This window comes from Alistipes sp. Marseille-P2263 (genome assembly GCF_018101075.1).
GTDB classification, from domain to species: domain Bacteria; phylum Bacteroidota; class Bacteroidia; order Bacteroidales; family Rikenellaceae; genus Alistipes; species Alistipes dispar.
In genome coordinates this window covers 14,409-35,322 of record NZ_JAGQEJ010000004.1, presented here as the reverse complement: position 1 = coordinate 35,322, position 20,914 = coordinate 14,409, and the positions used below count along the sequence as shown (strand labels likewise).

General features: G+C 66.3%; 17 protein-coding genes. 15 read left to right on the top strand and 2 right to left on the bottom strand.

The window, feature by feature from the left end:
* The first annotated feature begins 8 nt into the window (after positions 1-8).
* The 7 genes from KB554_RS06040 to KB554_RS06010 are packed head-to-tail and all read left to right on the top strand — an operon-like array spanning position 9 to position 10,188.
* Positions 9-1,379, top strand: coding sequence for a family 10 glycosylhydrolase (locus KB554_RS06040; protein ID WP_179954823.1), 1,371 nt, complete (start codon positions 9-11; stop codon positions 1,377-1,379).
* Between the two features lie 23 nt (positions 1,380-1,402).
* A complete protein-coding gene (locus tag KB554_RS06035; protein ID WP_211035210.1) occupies positions 1,403-3,367 on the top strand; it encodes a glycoside hydrolase family 97 protein in 1,965 nt (654 codons plus the stop codon).
* 4 nt (positions 3,368-3,371) lie between these two features.
* Positions 3,372-4,880 (top strand): calcineurin-like phosphoesterase family protein, encoded by a 1,509-nt coding sequence (locus KB554_RS06030; protein WP_211035209.1) that lies wholly within the window; start codon positions 3,372-3,374, stop codon positions 4,878-4,880.
* 12 nt (positions 4,881-4,892) lie between these two features.
* Complete coding sequence (locus KB554_RS06025) at positions 4,893-6,905, top strand: glycoside hydrolase family 97 protein (RefSeq protein ID WP_211035208.1); 2,013 nt, start codon at positions 4,893-4,895, stop codon at positions 6,903-6,905.
* 4 nt (positions 6,906-6,909) lie between these two features.
* The gene (locus KB554_RS06020) at positions 6,910-8,337 is read left to right on the top strand and encodes a calcineurin-like phosphoesterase family protein (RefSeq protein ID WP_242116308.1); all 1,428 of its coding nucleotides are present in this window, start codon (positions 6,910-6,912) and stop codon (positions 8,335-8,337) included.
* 15 nt (positions 8,338-8,352) lie between these two features.
* Entirely contained in the window at positions 8,353-9,468 is a 1,116-nt protein-coding gene (locus KB554_RS06015; RefSeq protein ID WP_211035206.1) for an SGNH/GDSL hydrolase family protein, read from the top strand.
* A gap of 24 nt (positions 9,469-9,492) precedes the next feature.
* The gene (locus tag KB554_RS06010; RefSeq protein WP_211035205.1) at positions 9,493-10,188 is read left to right on the top strand and encodes an SGNH/GDSL hydrolase family protein; all 696 of its coding nucleotides are present in this window, start codon (positions 9,493-9,495) and stop codon (positions 10,186-10,188) included.
* Between the two features lie 99 nt (positions 10,189-10,287).
* Here the strand turns inward: KB554_RS06010 and KB554_RS06005 are convergent, their stop codons facing one another.
* Entirely contained in the window at positions 10,288-11,694 is a 1,407-nt protein-coding gene (locus KB554_RS06005; RefSeq protein ID WP_211035204.1) for a DUF5009 domain-containing protein, read from the bottom strand.
* A 3-nt stretch (positions 11,695-11,697) separates the two neighbouring features.
* Positions 11,698-13,131, bottom strand: coding sequence for a DUF4301 family protein (locus tag KB554_RS06000; RefSeq protein ID WP_211035203.1), 1,434 nt, complete (start codon positions 13,129-13,131; stop codon positions 11,698-11,700).
* A gap of 153 nt (positions 13,132-13,284) precedes the next feature.
* Here KB554_RS06000 and murB point away from each other — a divergent pair, with 153 nt between their 5' ends.
* From murB to KB554_RS05960, 8 genes are all read left to right on the top strand, one after another.
* On the top strand, positions 13,285-14,292 hold the full coding sequence (murB, locus tag KB554_RS05995; protein WP_211035202.1) for a UDP-N-acetylmuramate dehydrogenase: 1,008 nt from the start codon (positions 13,285-13,287) through the stop codon (positions 14,290-14,292).
* A gap of 64 nt (positions 14,293-14,356) precedes the next feature.
* Complete coding sequence (gene tilS, locus KB554_RS05990; protein ID WP_211035201.1) at positions 14,357-15,700, top strand: tRNA lysidine(34) synthetase TilS; 1,344 nt, start codon at positions 14,357-14,359, stop codon at positions 15,698-15,700.
* 4 nt (positions 15,701-15,704) lie between these two features.
* Complete coding sequence (holA, locus tag KB554_RS05985) at positions 15,705-16,775, top strand: DNA polymerase III subunit delta (RefSeq protein ID WP_141427939.1); 1,071 nt, start codon at positions 15,705-15,707, stop codon at positions 16,773-16,775.
* Positions 16,772-17,491 carry an aminotransferase class IV gene (locus KB554_RS05980; RefSeq protein WP_211035200.1) on the top strand — a complete coding sequence of 240 codons (720 nt, stop codon included), beginning with the start codon at positions 16,772-16,774 and terminating at the stop codon, positions 17,489-17,491. Before holA ends, KB554_RS05980 begins: the two co-directional genes overlap by 4 nt.
* Positions 17,492-17,593: 102 nt before the next feature.
* Positions 17,594-18,193, top strand: coding sequence for a DUF6549 family protein (locus tag KB554_RS05975; RefSeq protein WP_211035199.1), 600 nt, complete (start codon positions 17,594-17,596; stop codon positions 18,191-18,193).
* 89 nt (positions 18,194-18,282) lie between these two features.
* Positions 18,283-18,756: a pantetheine-phosphate adenylyltransferase gene (coaD, locus tag KB554_RS05970; protein ID WP_141427942.1), complete on the top strand. Its 474-nt coding sequence runs from the start codon at positions 18,283-18,285 to the stop codon at positions 18,754-18,756.
* A gap of 4 nt (positions 18,757-18,760) precedes the next feature.
* A complete protein-coding gene (gene lpxD / locus KB554_RS05965; protein WP_141427943.1) occupies positions 18,761-19,795 on the top strand; it encodes a UDP-3-O-(3-hydroxymyristoyl)glucosamine N-acyltransferase in 1,035 nt (344 codons plus the stop codon).
* Positions 19,796-19,804: 9 nt separating this feature from the next.
* Complete coding sequence (locus KB554_RS05960) at positions 19,805-20,860, top strand: TlpA disulfide reductase family protein (protein WP_211035198.1); 1,056 nt, start codon at positions 19,805-19,807, stop codon at positions 20,858-20,860.
* Positions 20,861-20,914: the final 54 nt, after the last annotated feature.

Genomic DNA, 20,914 nt, shown 5'->3' with positions numbered 1-20,914 from the left:
GCGAACGAATGACAAGACGAATACTGCCGCTGCTATGTGCAGCGCTGCTGGCAATGCCCTTTACGGCCTGCTCGGAGGAGCATCAGGCCCCGCCCTCGCTCGACCAGGGCGGCGACGACGAAAACGACAAGCCGGTCGATCCCGGCGACGGCCCCGCGAGCGGGAAGGAGAAGATGCTCTGGTTCGACGCCGAGGCCAACTTCCAGCGCTTCTCCACGAAGGAGGGCATCACCGCGATGCTCGACAAGACCGTGGAGGCGGGATTCAACAAGATCGTCGTGGATGTCAAGCCCGTCGAGGGCGACGTGCTCTACGCGAGCGACTTCATGACGCAGGCCACCACGATCGGATCGGTCACCGTCCCCGCCCGCGGCTGGGACTACCTGCAATTCTTCCTCGACGAGGCGCACAAGCGCGGTCTGAAGGTCACCGTCTCCACGACGATCTTCCCGATGGGCATGCCCTCGACGCGGCAGGGGCCCGTCTATCGCGACAGCAAATGGAACGGCAAGACCTGCCTGCAAAACAAGCCCAAGGCGGGCGGCGGCAGCCAACTGACGGACATCAAGGACGATCCGACGAAAGTGGCCGCCTTCCTCAACCCCGTGCTTCCCGAAGTGCGCGAATTCGCCCTGAGCTTCATCCGCGAGATCGTCTCCAAATACGACTTCGACGCCTATGCGCTCGACTACTGCCGCTTCCCGGACAACCAGAGCGACTTCTCGGAGGCGTCGAAACGGGCCTTCGAGGACTACGTCAAGGGCAGCGTCGCGACGTGGCCCGACGACGTGTACACCTACGACGCGAACGGCGGCATCGTCGCAGGCCCCTACTACAAGCAGTGGTGGGAGTTCCGCTCGATGGTCATCCGCGACTTCGTGGCCGCCGTGCGGCAGGAGATCAAGGCCCTCAAACCCGACGTGAAGCTCGAATACTGGGCCGCCTCGTGGTGGGGCGCGCTCTACGCCAACGGCCAGAACTGGGCCAGCACCTCGTTCATGCCGCTCCAGGACATCGAAGCCCCGAATTTCCGCGCATGGTGCTCGAACAACTACAACCGAACGGGTTTCGCCGACCAGCTCGACACGTTCCTGCTGGGAACCTACCTGCCGCGCGTTTACGGCCCCGAGGACGGCGAGTCGATCGAGTTCGGCATCAACCGCGCCGAGCGGATGCTCCTCAACGCCTGCACCTACTACGGCACGATCGAGTGCTCGCAGAAGAATTTCGACGTCGAGGAGGCCTGCTACTACTGCCTCAAACGCACGGCGGGACTGATGGTCTTCGACATCGTGCACGTCATCAACAACGACATGTGGGCGGCCATCAAGCGGGGCATCGACCGCGCCGAGGCGGAGGACGCCGCCGCACAGCAATGAACTCACAGACAACTATGCGAACCATGAAAAGACTCTTTCTGATCGCCGCCGCGCTGACGGCCGCGACAACGACCTCCGCCCGGGAATACACCGTCACCTCCCCCGACGGAAAGATCGAGGTGAAGGTATCGACGCAGCCCGAGCTGCGGTGGAGCCTCTCCCGCGCAGGCGATCGGCTCCTCGAACCGAGCCGCATCGGCCTCACGCTGGCCGGCGAGGCGCCGCTGGGCGTCGCCCCCGCGGTGCGGAGCGTCCGCACCGAAGCCATCGACACGCGTTCGACGGCCGAGGTCCCGACGAAGTTCCGCGAGCTGCACGACCGCTGCAACGAACTGTTGATCGCCTTCCGCGGCGACTGGGCCGTGCGGCTGCGCGTCTATGACAACGGCGCGGCCTACCGCTTCGAGACCGCACGCCGGGGCGAGACAGTCGTCGAGGACGAGACCGCCGAGTTCAACTTCGCCTCCGACAACGACACCTACTGGACCCGCGAGCGGAACCCGGACTTCATCTCCCACTGCGAGGCGTTCTTCGAGCGCAAGCGGCTCTCGGAGCTGGAGCGCTCGGTCTACGCCTACCTGCCCGTCTATTTCGCCACGCCGGGCGGCACGCGCATGGTCGTCACCGAGACCGACCTGGAGGACTACCCCTGCATGTTCCTCTTCGGCGGCGAGGGCCGCAGGCTCCGCGCCGAATTTCCGCCCGTGGTGCTCGAAAGCCGCCTGAAGGAGGGTTCGGACCGCAACGAGGAGTTCCTCCGCAAGGCCGACTACATCGCCGTGACGGAAGGCACGCGCACCTATCCGTGGCGCGTGGTGACCGTCGATGAGGACGACCGCGCGCTGCTGGAGAACTACCTCCCCTACCAACTGGCCTCGAAGGCCGTCGAGGGCGACGCCTCGTGGGTGCGCCCCGGCAAGATCTCGTGGGACTGGTGGAACGGACTGAACGTCTATGGCGTGGATTTCGAGGCCGGCGTGAACACGGCCACCTACAAGTACTTCATCGACTTCGCCGCCCGCTACGGACTGGAGTACATCCTGCTCGACGAGGGGTGGTCGGTGAGCACGCTCAACATCCGCGAGCCGCGCAGGGAGGTCGATCTGAAGGAGATCGTCCGCTACGGCAACGAAAAGGGCGTGGGCGTGATCCTCTGGACGCTCTGGAACCCGATGAAGAAGGACCTCACGGGCATTCTCGACACCTACCGCGACTGGGGCGTGAAGGGCATCAAGATCGACTTCATGCAGCGCTCCGACCAGGAGATGGTCAATTTCTACGAACAGATCGCCCGCGCGGCCTACGACCGCGGCCTGCTGGTCGATTTCCACGGCTCGTTCAAGCCCGCCGGACTGCAACGCAAATACCCCAACGTGCTGTCGTTCGAAGGCGTCTATGGCATGGAGAACGACAAGTGCTCGAAGGACATCACCCCGGCGCACGACTGCGTGCTGCCCTTCACGCGCATGGTGGCCGGACCGATGGACTACACGCCCGGCGCCACGGTGAACGCCACGGCCGCCGACTTCTCGGTCAGCTGGAGCCATCCGATGAGCCAGGGAACGCGCGCGCACCAGGCGGCGCTGTACGTCATCTACGAAAGCCCGCTCCAGATGCTCTGCGACTCGCCGTCGCACTACCTCCGCACGCCCGAGTTCACGGGCTTCATCGCCGCCGTGCCCACCGTCTGGGACCAGACCGCGGCGCTGCACGCCTCGGCCGGCGAATACGCCGCCGTGGCACGCCGCAACGGCGACCGGTGGTACATCGGCGCCATCACCGACTGGACGGGCCGCGACATGGAGATCGACCTCTCGTTCCTGGGCGAAGGCCGCTACCGCATGCAGTACTTCGCCGACGGCGTGAACGCCGACAGCTATGCGCAGGATTTCCGCACCGGGGAGCGCGAAGTGACCCGGGAGGACAAACTGAACGTCCGGCTGGCCTCCGGAGGCGGCTGGGCAGCCATTCTGACCCCCGTAAAATGACGCCATGAAACGCAGGATTTTTCTGACCCTTATCCCGGCGCTCGCCGCCTGCTTCGCCCTCGCCGGGGCGGAGCGGACGGCGCAGCGGCCGACGGAGCCGCAGCCCGCCGAGCTGCGCGGCCGCGTGACGGCCGACGGCCGGGGCGTGGAAGGCGTGGCCGTGACCGACGGCCGGACCATCGTCCGGACCGACGCCAAAGGACGCTACCGCCTCGCATCGGCCTCCGACGCGGAGTTCGTCTATCTGACCCTCCCCGACGGGTACGAAATCCCCGCCGAAGCGGGCGCGGCCGCATTTTACCGGCGCATCACCGGACAGGAGCGGCGGTACGACTTCGCGCTGCGGAGAGCCGGACGCGACATGATGCGCCACCGCCTCGTCCTCGTGGCCGATCCGCAGGTCTATTTCGAAGAGGAGCTCGACAGCGTGCGCCGCGCCTCTGCGGACATCCGCCGCACGGCATCGGACGGGGTGGAGACCTTCGGCGTGGCCTGCGGCGACATCATCGGCGACATCACGCGCCGCCCGACGCTCTTCGGGCCGGTGCGCGATGCGCTGGCCGAAAGCGGCGTGCCGTTCTTCTACGTCTTCGGCAATCACGACATGGATACCGACGTGCGCACGAACGACTACTCCAAACGCTCGTTCAAGGAGCGTTTCGGCCCCACCTACTACGCCTTCGACCGCGGGAAGATCCATTATGTAGTGCTCGACGACGTCTTCTTCCTGGCCCGCAGCTACCTCTATGCCGGTTACCTCGAGGAGCGGCAGCTCCGCTGGCTCGAACAGGACCTCGCCTCCGTGCCGGCCGGCTCGACCGTCGTCGTATGCCTCCACATCCCCACCTGGTCGTGCGCCGCACGGCGGGGCGAATGGGGCAAGGAGCAGACGAACAAGGTGCTCAACAACCGCCGGGCGCTCTACAAGCTGCTCGAACCCTACCGGGCGCACATCCTCTCGGCGCACGAGCACTACAACGAGAACTACACTCCCGTGCCGCACGTCTTCGAGCATGTCCACGCCCCGCTGAGCACGCTCTTCTGGCAGACGCCGCTGAGCATGGACGGCATTCCGGCCGGATACGCCGTTTACGAAGCCGACGGCGGACGGATCGCGTCGTGGTACTGGAAGGCGGTCGATCACGACCGGGGACGCCAGTTCACGGCCTACGCCGCGGGCGCCGACCGCCACAAGCCCGACGCCGTGACGGTGAACGTATGGAACTACGACCCGGCGTGGAAGGTACGCTGGTACGAGGACGGCCGCTGCCGCGGCGAGATGACCCGCTACACGGGTTACGACGAGTCGATCTGCGACTACGTCGCACGCTACGGCGACCGCTTCAAATACAAATACATCGGCGCCGCACAGACCGAACACCTCTTCTACGCCGTTCCCTCGTCGCCCGACGCCGAGGTACGCGTGGAGGTGACCGACCGGTTCGGCAACGTCTATGAATGGTCCGCCGGGAAGGGATACACCTCCCGTCCGGCCGCACAAACCGCAAAATAAACACCCGACACAATGCGAAGACAATTTGCGCTGCTCGCCGCGCTGGGGCTGTCGATGCTCCTCGGCACGGGATGCAGTCAGGATACGGCGGTCAGTTCGCCCGACGGCGGGCTGACGCTGCGCGTGGCCGAACGCGACGGCCGCATCGGATACACGCTAAGCCGCGGGGAGACGCTCCTCCTCGACTTCTCGACACTCGGATTCGAACTCCGTGACGCCCCGGCGCTGCGCGACGGGCTGACGATCGACGCCACGGCCCGGACATCGTTCGACCAGACCTGGGAGCAGGTCTGGGGCGAAGAGCACTTCGTCCGCAACCGCTACAACGAGCTGCGCGTCACGGTACGCGAACGCGAAGCGCCCGGACGCCGCTTCGACGCGGTGTTCCGCCTGTTCGACGACGGCGTCGGATTCCGCTGCGAATTCCCCGAGCAGCCCGCACTGGGCGAGTTCGTCATCATGGACGAGCTGACCGAATTCCGCTTTCCGCAGGACCACATGGCCTGGTGGATGCCCACGCGCGAGCCCTACTACGAAAGTATCGCGCGCCACACGCCCCTCTCGCGGATGGACACGGTGAACACGCCGCTGACGCTCGAATGCGCCGACGGCACGTACCTCGCCCTGCACGAGGCCGACCTGACGGACTACGCCAAGATGAGCCTTCGCCCCGCCGGCGAGGAGGGCACGACGCTGCGCTGCTGCCTCACGCCGTGGTCGAACGGCGTGAAGGTTTACGCCCGGACGCCGTTCCGCACGCCGTGGCGCACGGTCGTCGTCGGCGACACCCCCGGCGACCTGGCCACCTCGCGCCTGATGCTCAACCTGAACGAACCCTCGAAGATCGAGGACACGTCGTGGATCCGGCCGGGCAAGTACATCGGCATCTGGTGGTCGATGCACCTCTTCCAGGAGACCTGGGCACAGGGGCCCGAACACGGCGCCACGACCGAAAACATGATGCGCTACATCGACTTCGCCGCCGAGAACGGCATCCGGGGCGTGCTGGCCGAGGGATGGAACGTCGGCTGGGACGGCGCATGGACCAAGAACACCGACAGGATCAGTTTCACGCAGCCCTATCCCGACTTCGACATCGCCCGGATCGCCGAATACGCCGCCAGCAAGGGCGTGGAGCTGATCGGCCACCACGAGACGGGCGCCAACACGAAAAACTACGAGGCGCAGATGGAGGAGGCTTTCGCCTTCTACCGCAAATACGGCGTGCGCGTCGTCAAGACGGGCTATGTCAACGTGCTCATGGACGGCAAGGAGCTGCACGACAGCCAGTACGGCGTGCGGCACTACCGCAGGGTGATCGAGACGGCGGCGCGCTACGGCATCTGCATCGACAACCACGAGCCGGTGATGCCGACGGGCCTCGAACGCACGTGGCCCAATCTGATGACGCAGGAGGGCGTCCGCGGACAGGAGTACAACGCCTGGTCGCCCGACGGCGGCAACCCGCCCGAACACACGACCGTCCTCCCGTTCCTGCGCGGACTGGCCGGACCGATGGACTACACCTTCGGGACGTTCGACTTCTCGAACCCCGTGTCGCCTTTCGCGCGCGTGCAATCGACCGTGGCCCGCGAACTGGCCCACTACGTCGTGATATACAGCCCGTTGCAGATGGCTTCGGACCTGCCGGAGAACTACGCCGGAAAACCCGCCTTCGCCTTCATCCGCGACGTGCCGACCGACTGGGAGCGGACCGTCGTGCCGCAGGCCGTCATCGGTGACTACTGCGTCTTCGCGCGTCAGGAGCGCGACGGGGAGGACTGGTATCTGGGCGCCGTTACGGACGAGGAGCCGCGCACGGTCGAGGTCGCGCTGTCGTTCCTCACGCCCGGACGGAAGTACACGGCGCAAATCTACGCCGACGGCGAGGGGGCCGACTGGAAGACGAATCCCTATGCCGTCGAAATCACGGAACGCGAGGTCGGGGCCGACGACAGGCTCACGATCCGCATGGCATCGGGCGGCGGCTGCGCCGTCCGGTTCAAGGCCCAAAAAACCGAATAGGACCATGAAACGAATCACACTGATCGCATGGGCGCTGCTCGCGGTCCTCACGGCCGGCGCCGGGGAGCGGGTCCGCCGCGGCACGGTCCGCTGCGAGGGCCGGGGCGTGGAAGGCGTCGTCGTGACCGACGGCACGCACTGCGTCCGGACCGACGCCCGGGGACGCTTCGCGCTGCCCCGGACGGAGGACGCCCGCTTCGTCTATCTCTCCACGCCCGCCGGTTACGACTCGCCCGTCGAGGAGCACGTCGTGCGGTTCTTTCTCCCCGTGGACGACGCGCGCCGCAGCTACGACTTCGAGCTGTGGCGCGAGGCCGCGGACCGGACGCGCCACGGCTTCGTCGTCGTGGCCGACCCGCAGGTATTCGCCCGCGGGGAGTTCGCGCTGCTCGCCCGCGCCGCGGACGACATCCGCGCGACGGCCGAAGAGGCGGACAGGCCGTTCCACGGCATCTGCGTCGGCGACCTCATCGCGGGCGACCACACGTTCTACCCGCAGTACAACGAGACGATGGCCCGCACGGGACTGGCGTTCCGCAACGCGATGGGCAACCACGACATGAAGATCTGGGGCCGGTCGTACGAGAGCTCGCTCCGGGCGTTCGAGGACGTGTACGGCCCCAGCCACTACTCCTACAACGTGGGAAAGGTGCATTACGTCGTACTCAACGACAACTTCTTCATCGGCCGCGACTGGTACTACATCGGCTACCTCGAGGAGCGGCAACTGGCCTGGCTGGAACGCGACCTGGCCTGCGTCGCGCCCGGGAGCACGGTCGTCGTGGCGATCCACATCCCGACCGCGTTCCGCGGCAAGGACGGACAGCCGTTCGACTACGCGAAGGCGGCCAAGACGCTGGCCAACTACAAGGCGCTCCATCGGCTGCTCGAACCCTACCGGGCGCACATCGTCTCGGGACACCTGCACACGACGGCCAACTGCGAGATCGGCGAACGGCTCTACGAACACAACGTCGCGGCGCTGAGCGGCGCGTGGTGGCAGGGCGCGATCTGCACCGACGGGACGCCCGCGGGTTACGCCGTCTTCGAAATCGACGGCGACCGGGTGAGCTGGTACTACAAATCCGTCGGCCTCCCGCGCGAAGTGCAGATGAAGCTCTACGACGGCGGGGACGATCCCGCATTCGCGGGACGGATCGTGGCGAACGTCTGGAACTGCGACGCGGCATGGCGCGTGGAAATGCGCGCCGACGGCGGCGAACCGGTCGCGATGGAGCGCACGATGGCCGCCGATCCCCAGGCGCGCACGCTCTACGCCGACCCGTCGCAACTCGTGCACAAATGGATCACGGTCGTCCCGTCCGACCACTACTACGCGGCGCCGCTGCCCGCCGGAACGCGGCACGTCGAAGTGACCGCCCGCGACCGCTTCGGCAACGTCTGGCGCGCCGAAAAGAAAATCGAACAATAAAAAAACCGAACACCTATGAAAAAACACCTGTTTACCGCGCTGCTCCTCCTCGCCGCCGGATTCTCGGAGGCCCGGGAGACGCTGCCGCACGAATCCGCCGCCGCGGAAACGCTCCGATTCACTCCGGCGACAGCGCCGGAAATCCGATTCGTGGGACGCGCCGCACGCTCCGACGACGGCGCGCTCTCGTTCGACTGGAGCGGGTCCTACTTCTCGTTCCGATTCGAGGGTACGCGGTGCGCCATGCGGGCCGCGGACTCGAAACGGAACTACTACAACGTATTCGTGGACGGCAAACCCCATGGAAAAGTCACCGCAGAGGGACCGGCGAAGACCATCGTGCTGGCCGAGGGACTCCCCCACGGTGTACACACCGTACTCGTACAGAAACGAACCGAGGGCGAGCAGGGACGCACGACGCTCTTCGCTGTCGGTTCCGACGGGCCCCTGCTCGATGCGCCCCAGGCCCCGGGCCGGCACATCGAGTTCATCGGCGACTCGCACACCTGCGGATACGGCACGGAGGGCAAATCCCCGAAGGAGCCCTTCACGCCCGAGACCGAGAACTGCGACCTGGCGTGGAGTTGCATCATCGCACGCTACTTCGACGCAGACTACACGCTCATCGCACACTCCGGGCAGGGAATCGTACGCAACTGGGGCGACGAGAAGGAGGTCTCCGACTGCACCATGCGCGAGCGCATGATGCGCACCTTCGACATGGAGGAGACGCCCCTCTGGGACTTCGCGCAGTACCGGCCCGACATCGTGGTAATCAAACTCGGATCGAACGACTTCAGCGAGGGAGTCGCCCCCTCGGAGGAGGCTTTCAACGCCTCCTATGCGCAGGCGCTGCGGCAGATCCGCGCGGCCTACGGCGACGTGCCCGTGCTGTGCGTCGCCCCGGCCGAGAACACGACCGTCCACGGCTACCTGCAAACCTTCCTCCGGGAGCAACAGGACCCCGCGCTGCACTGCACCGTGATGACCCCGGGAATCACCAACTGGGGCAACGACATGGGGGCCAACTTCCACCCCAACCACCGGGGCCACCGGAAGCTGGCTTCGGCCATCATCCCCTACATCGCCACCATAACGGGGTGGGAAATGCCGGAAAAAGTCGTATATTAGAGGCCGGAAAATCAAACCTACGCGATGAAAAACCTGAAAAAACTCCTCCTGCTCGCCGCCCTGACCCTCTCGGCGGCGACGGCAGCGGCCCAGGACCCCGAAACGGACTGGGCGAATTTCGGCCGCTTCGAAGCGGAAAACGCCGCCCTCGCCTCCTCGCCCGAGGTCGTGCTGATGGGCAACTCGATCACCGAAGGGTGGATCCGCCTCCGTCCCGGCTTCTTCGCCGAGAACGGCTACGTGAGCCGCGCCATCAGCGGCCAGACCACCTCGCAGATGCTCGTGCGCTTCCGCGCCGACGTCGTGGAGCTGCACCCGCGGATCGTGGTGATCTGCGCCGGAACGAACGACATCGCCCGGAACACGGGCCGCATTTCGCTCGAACACATTCTGGACAACCTCCAGTCGATGGTCGAACTGGCCCGCGCCAACGGCATCCGGCCGATCCTCTGCTCCGTGCCGCCCGCCGGAGCGTTCGGCTGGCGTCCGGGGCTGAAGCCGGCGCAGGATATCGTCCGCCTCAACGGAATGATCCGCGCCTATGCCGACGCGGAGGGCATCCCCTATGTCGATTACCATACCCCCATGGCCGCGGCCGACGGGTCGATGAACGCCGACTACACGAAAGACGGCGTGCACCCCACCGAAGCGGGCTATGCCGTGATGGAGCGCATCCTGCCGCCCGTCGTCAAGCGGGTGCAGGCCGAAATCGGGAAATAACGGCCCCGGCAGCGGGCATTTTCAGCCCCGGCGAAACGAACGGCCGGGCCCCGAACGAATCGGGGTCCGGCCGTTTTCCGCGGGAACCGGTCCCGGACGTCAGGTCCGCCAGAACCACCCGCGTTTCGAGAATCCGGCCGTGAGGAGCACCATCAGCGCCGTGATGAGCACGCCCCGGAAGAGACTCATCGCACAACCGCTGCCGCCCCACAGCCAGGGCAGCGGAACGACGCAGGCGAGGAGCGTCAGCAGCGGAACGATCACGTAGCCCGCCGCCACGTAGGCCGCCATCGGATTCTGGCCGCAGCGCACGAGCGACCCGGCCCGCGGACGCAGGCACTCGAACCAGACGGTGGCCGCCGTCACCACGAACGAAGCCAGCCCGACGGTCACGAAGAAGTAACTGATCGTGGCGTGGTCCTTCTTGATGCCGCCTTCGAACGCCTCGAACGCCAGCCCCAGCAGAAGCCAGAAGAATCCGGTCGAGACGAGACGCGCGAGCAGCCCTTCGGTCTCCGTCCGCGGACGGCGCAGCAGCAGCCACGCCGCACCTCCCAGCGCGACGGTCAGCAGCAGGTTCGCCGTCAGATGCCGCGTGAAAAGGCCCCACATATTGACCGGCACGGCCAGCAGGACGAGCCCCGCCGCGAGGTACGTGCGGACGGGGTCTGCCGGACGTTCGCCCGCCTCCGGCCGCCGCGCCAGCCAGCGGGCGACCAGATCGCCGGCGATGCTGCCCGGCAGGGCGATGCAGAGGTATTTCATGAACTCGGCACGGTAGAGCCACGGCGCGAACGAGGCGTTCCACAACGTCTCGTTCCACGATCCCGGCACCGACGCGCCGATCTTCAGCGCCACGAGCAGCGCCACGACGCCCAGCCTCGCCAGCGGACGGCGGCGCGTCGCCCACCAGACAAACGACCCGGCGACCACGACGTTGGCCAGCACCAGAATGATGATATCCGACCGCTCGACCGAAACCGGCACGCCGAGCCGGCGGTAGAGCAGCATCATCGCCACGAGCCACACGGCGCCGCAGGCGTTGAGCAGGTCGTTGCGCCTCTTCGACAAGGCCGGCAGACGGATGAACAGCGCGAAATAGCCGCCCCACACGGCGAGCGTCAGCAGGGCCCGCAGGGCCGGCTGCGGCAGCACCTCGTTGAGCCGCCACATGCTCAGATTGCCCAGCGCGACGGCGAAGAAGGCCAGCAGCACGCCCCGCCGGAGTATTCCCCCGACGATCGCGGCGGGCCGCACGCCCCGGTCCAGCTTCCGTCCGAGCGAGAACGGGAACGCCGCGCCCATCGAGAAGAGGAAGAAGGGAAAGACCAGGTCCACCCACGTGATGCCCGGCAGCGAAGGGTCGAACGTGAAGTCCGGAGGCGGGACCTGCGCATGGAAAAGCCATGCCGGAAGCGCGGGATTCCAGCCGAAGTTGCCCGAGAGAACCATCCCCACGATGGCCAGCCCGCGCAGCAGGTCGATAGCGTATGCACGTCCCTTCATCGGCTACCGGTGTTGGGGGCGCAGCAGGTCCTGCACCACTTTGACGGGAGAGAAGGTCGTGATCGGAACATCGACGAAGACGGTGTTCCACCGTGCCATCGCGCCGTTCCAGAGCCCCGGGAGCTCCTGCGCGCGCAGCGGCCGTCCGCCCGCGGATTTCGACGAGATGAAGCCCGTCGCGGGATCGGTATATCGGCGCAAGTCGAACTTGCGGCCCTTCGAGTCGCGGATGCCGCACACCAGATCGACCGGATTGAAATGCGTGGCCGCCTGCATGAGCGGCTGGTCGGCGGGAGCGATCTGGCTCGACTCGGCGATCTGCAACGACTCCGTGCCGTCGGGATTGGCCACCCAGAAGGGACCGCCGCCCGGCTCGCCCTCGTTGCGGACCATGCCGCAGACACGGATCGGACGGTCGAGCACGGCGCGCAGCAGCGCCGAATCGTAGTCTGAGGGGAGCTTCACGCACAACCGCCGCTCGACGAACGCGGCGATCGGGGCCAGCTCGGCGCCCCCGACCTCGAGGGCCTTCAGGTATTCGAACGCCTGCTCCTGCAACCCGAGCAGCACGCCGGCCAGCGCCTTCTTCCAGCGGACCGTGTCGCCCCGGCGGGCATCGGTGGTCACGTTGTCGATATTCTTGATGAACACCACGTCGGCGTCGATCTCGTTCAGGTTCTCGATCAGCGCGCCGTGCCCCGCGGGACGGAACAGCAGCGAGCCGTCCTCCTGCCGGAAGGGGGTGTTGTCGGGATTCACGGCGATGGTGTCGGTCGAGGGCTTCTGCACCGAGAAGGAGATGTCGTAGCGGACGCCGAAACGTTTCTCGTAGAGGGGGACACGCTCCGCGAGCAGCTCCTCGAATCCGGCCATGTGCTCGGGCGAGACGGTGAAGTGGATGCGCACCCCACCGCCTGACGCGGCATAGGCCGCGCCCTCGGCCAGATGCTCCTCGACGGCCTTGCGGCTCCCCTCGGGATAGGCATGGAAGGTCACCAGCCCCTTGGGTTTGCGGCCGTACTCCAGCCCGTCGTTCACGATGGCGTCCACCTTCGCCCGGTCGTCCGCCCCCGCAGGCAGCACGGCCCGCAGCTCGGGCCAGAAGGCGAACTCTTCGAGGTGCTCCAGCAGCGTATCGACGCCCTTGCCGCGCCGGCCCTCGTTCACGAATTCGAACAGCTCCTTGAACATGCGGGTCGCCGCGCCCGAGGCGGGGACGAATTTCACGACGCCCAGCCGGGCCGCATCGCGTTCGTAACGCGCCACGGCCGCATCGGCCGCCGCCGCGTCGAGCAGCGTCACGCCGTCGCCGGGCGACGCGGCCCGCACGACCTTCAGGAAGGGGAATCCCCGTCGGAAATTTTCCAACTGCGCCTCGACCTGTCCGAGCGTCAGGCCGCGGGCTTCGATCTGTCGTAAGTCTTTTTCGGTAAACATCGGATCGTTCGTTTTTTTAGGTTGTCGTATCGTCGGACCGGGGGCCGCGCGCCGCGGGCGGAGAGCGCCGCGCGGTACGGGAAAAAACCGCCGGAAGCGGAATGGTCCCCCGCGATCATTCAAAGTTACTAAATAATTCCTAACTTTGCACGTATGATCCGAGAATTTCACCACATCAGCCTGCGCGACCGCAACAGTTTCGGCGTCGAGCAGCAGGCCGCACGGCTCGCCGAGTTCGAAACGGCCGACGACCTGCGGGCGATCTTCGCCGGAGGCGCGCCCGCGGAGTGGTGCGTGCTGAGCGGCGGCAACAACATCCTCTTCACCCGGGACTACGACGGGCTGCTGCTGACCCCCGCGGCGCGCGGCATCGCCGTGACGAAGGACGAGGGCGACAGGGTGTACGTCCGGGCCGAGGCGGGCGTCGAATGGGACGACCTGGTGGAGTGGGCCGTCGGGCGGGGACTGTGGGGCATCGAGAACCTCTCGCTCATCCCCGGCAAGGCCGGAGCCGCGCCGGTGCAGAACATCGGAGCCTACGGCTGCGAGGCGAAGGATGTCATCGAACGGGTGGAAATGTTCTGCGTCGAAACGGGCACGATGCTCACGCTCGACGCGGCGCACTGCGGCTTCGGCTACCGCGAGAGCGTCTTCAAGCACACGCTCCGGGGGCGCGTGGTCATCACGGCCGTCGAGCTGCGCCTTTCGCGCACGCCGCAGCCCCGGCTGGACTACGGGGACGTCGCGCGCGAGGTCGAGGCCCGCGGGGGCGTGTCGCTGCGCAACATCCGCGAGGCGATCTCGGCGATCCGCCGCGCGAAACTCCCCGATCCGAAAGTCGCGGGCAACGCGGGCAGCTTCTTCAAGAACCCGGTGGTCGGAGCCTCCGAAGCAGCGCGGCTGCTGGCTGCCTGGCCCGACATGCCGCACTACCCCGCCCCGGACGGCGGCGTGAAGCTGGCCGCCGGATGGCTCATCGACCGCGCGGGGTGGAAAGGCCGCAGCGAAGGGCGCGTCGGCGTGCACGAGCGGCAGGCGCTGGTGCTCGTGAACCGCGGAGGCGCGACGGGCGCCGAAGTGATCGCCTTCGCCCGGCGGATCCAGCGGTCGGTCGCCGAACGGTTCGGCGTGGAGATCTCGACCGAAGTCAATATCCTCTGAACACCCCCGCCGCAGCCGGGCCCGCCCCGCCGGAAAGGGAACGAAACGAAAACATGTCGGAACGATGAATCTGCCGGAAGCCTTTCAACGCTATATCGACGAGAACCGCCTCGTCTCGCACGACGACCGCATCCTGCTGACCGTCTCGGGCGGCGTGGACTCGATGGTCATGCTGTCGCTGTTCACCCGCTGCGGATACTCCGTGGGCGTGGCGCACTGCAACTTCCAGCTGCGGGGCGCCGAGAGCGACGAGGACGAGGTGTTAGTCGAAGAGGAGGCCGCCAAATACGGCGTGCCGTTCTACAACAAACGGTTCGAGACGGCCGCGGAGATGGAACGCACGGGCGAGTCGATGGAGATGGCGGCCCGGCGGCTGCGCTACGCGTGGTTCGACCGTCTGAGCCGCGAACACGGCTATACGGCCGTGGCGATCGCCCACCATGCCGACGACTCGATCGAGACGTTCTTCATCAACCTGCTGCGCGGCACGGGGCTGCGCGGGCTGACGGGCATTTCGGCCCAGATCGGCAAGGTCGTCCGTCCGCTCATGTTCGCCTCGCGCAAGGAGATTCTCGAATACGCCGTCCAGCAGCGCATCCCCTTCCGGGAGGATTCGTCGAACCGCTCGACCAAATACCTGCGCAACAAGATCCGGCTGGGGCTGATTCCCCGCATCCGGGAGATCAACCCCAAATTCACCCTCCTGATGCGCCGCAACCTCGCGCGGCTCACCGACGCGCAGTTGTTCATCAACCACGGCATCGAACGCATCCGCGGAGAGGCCGTCGAGAGCCGCGACGGAATCGACACGATCCGTCCCGAGCGCATCGACCCGGCCTTCCCGCGCGAGTTCGTCATCTACGAGCTGCTCAGCTCGGCCTACGGCTTCAAGGGCGACACGGTCGATGCGCTGTGCCGCGCCCTGGAGCAGAACGCCACGGGAAAGCGCTTCTACGCCCGCGACCGCGTGGCCACGATCGACCGCGGAGCGATCCGCGTGGCTCCGATCGCCCCGGACGACGACTGCCTGACGACCGTCCGCCAGGGCGCCCTGCGCAGCTACTGCGGCAACTCGGCGCTCTACTACGAATACCTCTCCGTTGACGAGGTCAGGACGTTCGACACCCCTCCGAACGTCGCGCTGCTCGATGCCGACAGGCTGCGCTATCCGCTCACGCTGCGCCGCTGGCGCGAGGGCGACCGGTTCATCCCCTTCGGCATGACCGGCAGCAAGAAGGTCAGCGACTTCCTGGTGGACGCCAAGGTGTCGATGCCCGAGAAGCAGCGGCAGTTCGTGCTGCTCTCCGGCGACGAGATCGCATGGCTCGTCGGCCGCCGCATCGACGACCGCTACCGCCTGACGCGCGGCACGGAGAACGTGCTGCGGATCACCAAAGAGATTCTCTGAAAACATGGCAAAAAGCGCACTCAAATTCCGCGACTCGGTCGCCCGGTACGAACAGCTCGCCGCAGAGATCGCGGCCCGGAGGTTCGCTCCCGTTTACCTGCTCATGGGCGAGGAGGGCTACTTCATCGACGCGCTGGCCGAACGGCTCGCCACGACCGTCCTCGACGAGGCGTCGCGGGCCTTCAACCAGATCACCGTCTATGGCCGCGACACCGACGCCGGACAGGTGGTGAACCTCTGCCGGCAGATGCCCATGATGGGACAGTACCAGGTGGTGATCGTCAAGGAGGCGCAACAGTTGCGGGGCATCGAGAAACTCTCGTACTACACGCAGAAGCCCTCGCCCACGACCATTCTCGTCGTCTGCCACAAGGAGAAGAACGCCGACAAGCGTTCGGCCTTCTACAAAGGATGCGCCGCGAACGGCGCGGTGTTCGAATCGGTGCGGCCGCGCGACTACGAGATCGCCTCGTGGTTGCAGCAGTTCGTCAAGGGGCGGGGGCTGACGATCGACCAGAAGGCGCTGTCGATGCTCACCGACCACCTGGGGACCGACATCGCCAAAATATCGAACGAGCTGTGCAAGCTCACCGTCTCGCTGCCCGAGGGAACGAAGCGCATCACCGATGCGGATATCGAGGCCAACATCGGCATCTCGAAGGATTTCAACAACTTCGAACTGTGCAAGGCCGTCCTCACGCGGGACATGGGCCGCGCGCTGATGATCGCCGACCACTTCGCCCGCAACCCCAAGGACAACCCGCTGCTGCTGACCGTCATGGCGCTGTTCGGGCAGTTCCGCGACCTGTTCGTGGTGAACTACCTGCGGTGGCTCGCACGCCACAAGGGCAAGCCCTTCCCGCCCGATCAGGAACTGATGCGTATCCTGCGCAAGAACAACACGTTCGTCCTCGCCGAAATCAAGCAGAACGCCGCGGCGTGGGACAACCGCAAAGTCTTCGGCATCCTCGGGCTGCTGCGCGAATACGACGCCAAGAGCAAGGGGCTCAACGCCGGCGGCGCGCCGGACGGGGAGCTGCTGCGCGAACTGCTGCTGAAAATCTTCTTCGCTTGACGGAGCTCTGCCTATACCAGACCGTGCACGTAGCCCGCGGGCGCGCGCGGAACGTCGCAGCGCATGCGGCGCTGCTCGACGCAGCGTCGCGCGCCCTGTTCGGACGTCCCTATGCACCCGATCCGGCACGGCTCGCAGCCCGCATCGAAGCCCTCGCCGCAGCGGAACGCTACCCGGCAGGCGTCTCGGGTTTCGTACGCCTCGAGCTGACGCCCGAAGGCGGCGAACGGCTGCTCGCGGCCGGCATCTCCCTTTACGACGGGTACGCCCTGCGGAGCCTCTCGCCCGCGGCCGTCACGCTCCGCTACGACCCGCTCTGCCCCGAAGCCCCCACCTCGGCCCGGGAGGCCGCGGAACTGCTGGCCGCACGGCTCGCCGCCCTCCGCGGCGCGGCGGCGGCCGTGCGCTGCGACGCGGAGGAGCGGCTGCTCACGGCCGACGGCGCCCCATTGTTCGCCGTGCGCGGACACACGGTGTACACCGCCCCCGCGCCCGCGAGCGTCGAGGGATGCCTGGTGCGCGAAGCGGTCCGGGCGGCCGGACTGACGCTCCGCGAGGAGCCGCTCCAACGCCGCGAGCTGCCCCGGGCCGAAGAGCTGTTCTACGCCGACCACCGGGGCATCACGGCCCTTTCACGCTGCGACGGGCAGCCGCTCATGACACTCGTCGCCGAACGCGTCGCGGAGGCGCTGGAGGGGCTGTTTCCGAAAAAATAGAAACCCGAACGCCCTCCGCCGCCCTATCTTCGGAGCGTCGAACCGGACCCTGCGCCGTGCGGAAAACCGTCCCGGCAGCAGGGTCGTAAAAACGCTTCAATCATGAAAAAATTCCTTCTCTGCTACGCCGTCCTGACGACGGCGCTGCTCGCCTGCGCCTGCCGCTCCTGCCGCCACGCCCGCGGGGAAAGCCGGCGTCTGGCCGACAACCAGACCGCCCTCGCCTCCGAAGTCGAACGCTACCGCACACGGCTGGGCGAGGAGGCCGCCTCGGTGCAGGCGCTCCGCCTCCGCTGCGCCGAGTTCGAGGAGCTGCGCGCGGCCGACGCCGCCCGCATCCGGCAACTGGGAATCAGGCTGCGCCGGGTCGAAGCCGCGGCGAAGAGCTCGACGCAGACCGCCGTCGTACTCCGCGCGCCGCTGCGCGACACGCTCGTTCCCCGCCGGGCGGCGGTCCCCGCATGGGACACCCTGCGGCGGTTCCGCTGGCGCGATCCGTGGGTCACGGTCGAAGGGTCGATAGGCCGCGACTCGGTCGAATGCCGCATCCGCAGCGTCGATACCCTGCGCCAGGTCGTGCACCGCGTCCCGCGCCGGTTCCTCTTCATCCGCTGGGGCACGAAAGCCCTCCGGCAGCAGATCGTCTCGTCGAACCCCCACACGCGGATCGTCTACACGGAGTACGTCCGCATCGAGCGCTGACCCGCACGCAGCTGCAGGACACACCCCGCCGAATAAAAAATCCGCCTGAACCCTTGCCCTTTTCACTTTGTTGCGTATCTTTGTCCGGTATGGAACGGACTGCAATCTTTCCGGGGTCGTTCGACCCTTTCACGCGCGGCCACGCCGCGCTGGTCGAGGAGGCGCTCAACCTGTTCGACCGCGTGGTGATCGGCATCGGCAACAACACGGCCAAGCAGGGGTTGCTGACCGTCGGAAACCGCAAGCGGCTCATCGACGACATCTACGCCCGCAATCCGCGCGTCGAGGCCCGGGTTTACACGGGGCTGACGGGCGAGTTCGCCGAGCAGATGGGCGCCTGCGCCATCATCCGCGGCGTGAGGAACACCACCGACTTCGAATACGAACGCACGATGGAGGCCACGAACCACCGCATCTACCCCGAGATCACGACCGTGATGCTCTTCACCCCTTCGCCCGTGGCGGACATCTCCTCCTCGACGGTCCGCGAGGTGCTCTCGTTCGGACGCACGGTGGAGGAGTTCATGCCCGAAGGAATCGACATAAACAACTACTTGCAATAAGCCTATGATGGAATTCACAGCCGAAATGATCGCCGGGTTTCTGGGCGGCGAAGTCATCGGCGACAAAAACGCCAAAGTGCACACCGTCTCCTCGATCGAGGAGGGGAAGGCCGGATCGCTGACCTATCTGACCAATCCCAAATACGAACCCTTCGTCTATACCACCGGAGCGTCGATCGTACTCGTGGACAGTTCGTTCACGCCTTCGCGCCCGGTCGCCGCCACGCTCGTCAGGGTGGCCGACGCCGGAGCCTGCGTGCTCCGTCTGCTCGAAATGTACAACGCCGCGAAGCCCCGCCGCACGGGGATCAGCCCCCGCGCCTCGGTGGCCGAAGAGGCCGTCGTGGGCGAGGAGTGCTATATCGGCGATTTCGCCGTCGTCGAAGCGGGCGTGCGGATCGGCAGGGGATGCCAAATCTACCCGCAGGTTTACCTCGGGCAGGGCACGACGGTGGGCGACGGCACGATTCTCTACCCAGGGGTCAAGGTCTATGAAGGCTGCACGATCGGCAGCCGCTGCATCCTCCACGCCGGCGCGGTGATCGGCGCCGACGGCTTCGGATTCCTTCCCAACGCCGAGGGGGGCTTCGACAAGATTCCCCAACTGGGCAACGTGGTGATCGAAGACGACGTGGAGATCGGAGCCAACACCTGCATCGACCGCGCCAAAACCGACTCGACCGTCATCCGCCGTGGCGTGAAACTTGATAACCTGATCCAGATAGGACACAACGTGCAGATCGGCGAGAACACCGTTTCGTCGGCGCAGACCGGCATCGCGGGGACTTCGAAGGTCGGGGCCAACTGCTTCCTCGCGGGGCAGGTGGGCATCGCCGACCACGTGACGATCGGCGACCGCGTGAAGATCGGCTCGAAGAGCGGTCTGGACAAGGACGTGCCCGACGGGGAGATCCGCTTCGGCTACCCGGCGCTGCCCGGCATGCAGTACCACCGCGCGGCCAATGTCTTCAAACGGCTTCCCGAGCTGGACAAACGGGTCCTGGCCCTGGAGAAAGAGATTACGGAACTTAAAAAATAACTGACGACCATGAAAAAGATTCTGACACTCGCAGCGGCCGCCGCCGTGCTGTGCAGCTGCGGCAATAACGAAAACCGGTATGTCGTCGAGGGCAATCTCGAAGGCATCAACGAGATGGTCTATCTGTTCGACCGGCAGCAGCAACTGCTCGACTCGGCCAAGGTAGAGAACGGCGCATTCCGCATCGAAGGCGTGGCCGAAGCCCCCGCGAGCGCCATCCTGACCGACGCCCGCGACATGCGCGGAACGTTCGGCGTCATGCTGATCCTCGAACCGGGCACAATCACGGTGGCCCGCAGCGAGCAGGAGCAGAACGCCCTGTTTGCGACAGGCACCGTATCGAACGACGCCAACACGGCCTACATGACCGCCGGCAGCGAGCTGATCCGCGAATTCCGCGATCCGGAGACCACCGACGAGCGCCGCGAGGCCATCGAGGAGGAGTACGAGGAGCTGGGCAGCCAGGCCCTCGAGCAGAACCGCAACAACTATTTCGGCGTGGTGATGCTCTCGCAGCAGGCCTACGGACTTTCGGGCCAGGAGATTCTGGACGAGATCGCCCTCTTCCCTGCGGAGTTGCAGCAGACCGGGGAAATGACCAAAATCAGGGAGAATGCCGAGCAGAAGCTCAAGACCGACGTGGGACAGCCCTATATCGACGTCGTACAGCCCGACGCCGACGGCAAGGAGGTGTCGCTCAAATCCGTCGTAGAGAACCCGGCGACGAAATACGTCCTGCTCGACTTCTGGGCTTCGTGGTGCGGTCCCTGCATGGGCGAGGTTCCCCACCTGAAGAAGACCTACGGGGAGTTCCACGATAAGGGATTCGAGATCTACGGTGTGTCGTTCGACAACAACCGCGACAAGTGGCTCGCCGCCGTGAAGGACAACGGCATGGACTGGATCCACGTGAGCACGCTCGGCGGATTCGACAACCAGGCGGCCAAGGATTACGCCGTACAGGCCATTCCCACGAACCTGCTGATCGACCGCGAGGGCAGGATCGTCGCCAAGAACCTGCGCGGCGAGGCGCTCTACGAGAAGATCGGGGAGCTGCTGAAATAGCCCGTTCCGCCCGACCCTGCGCCCCTCCGGTTCCGGTTCGCCGTCCGGAGGGGC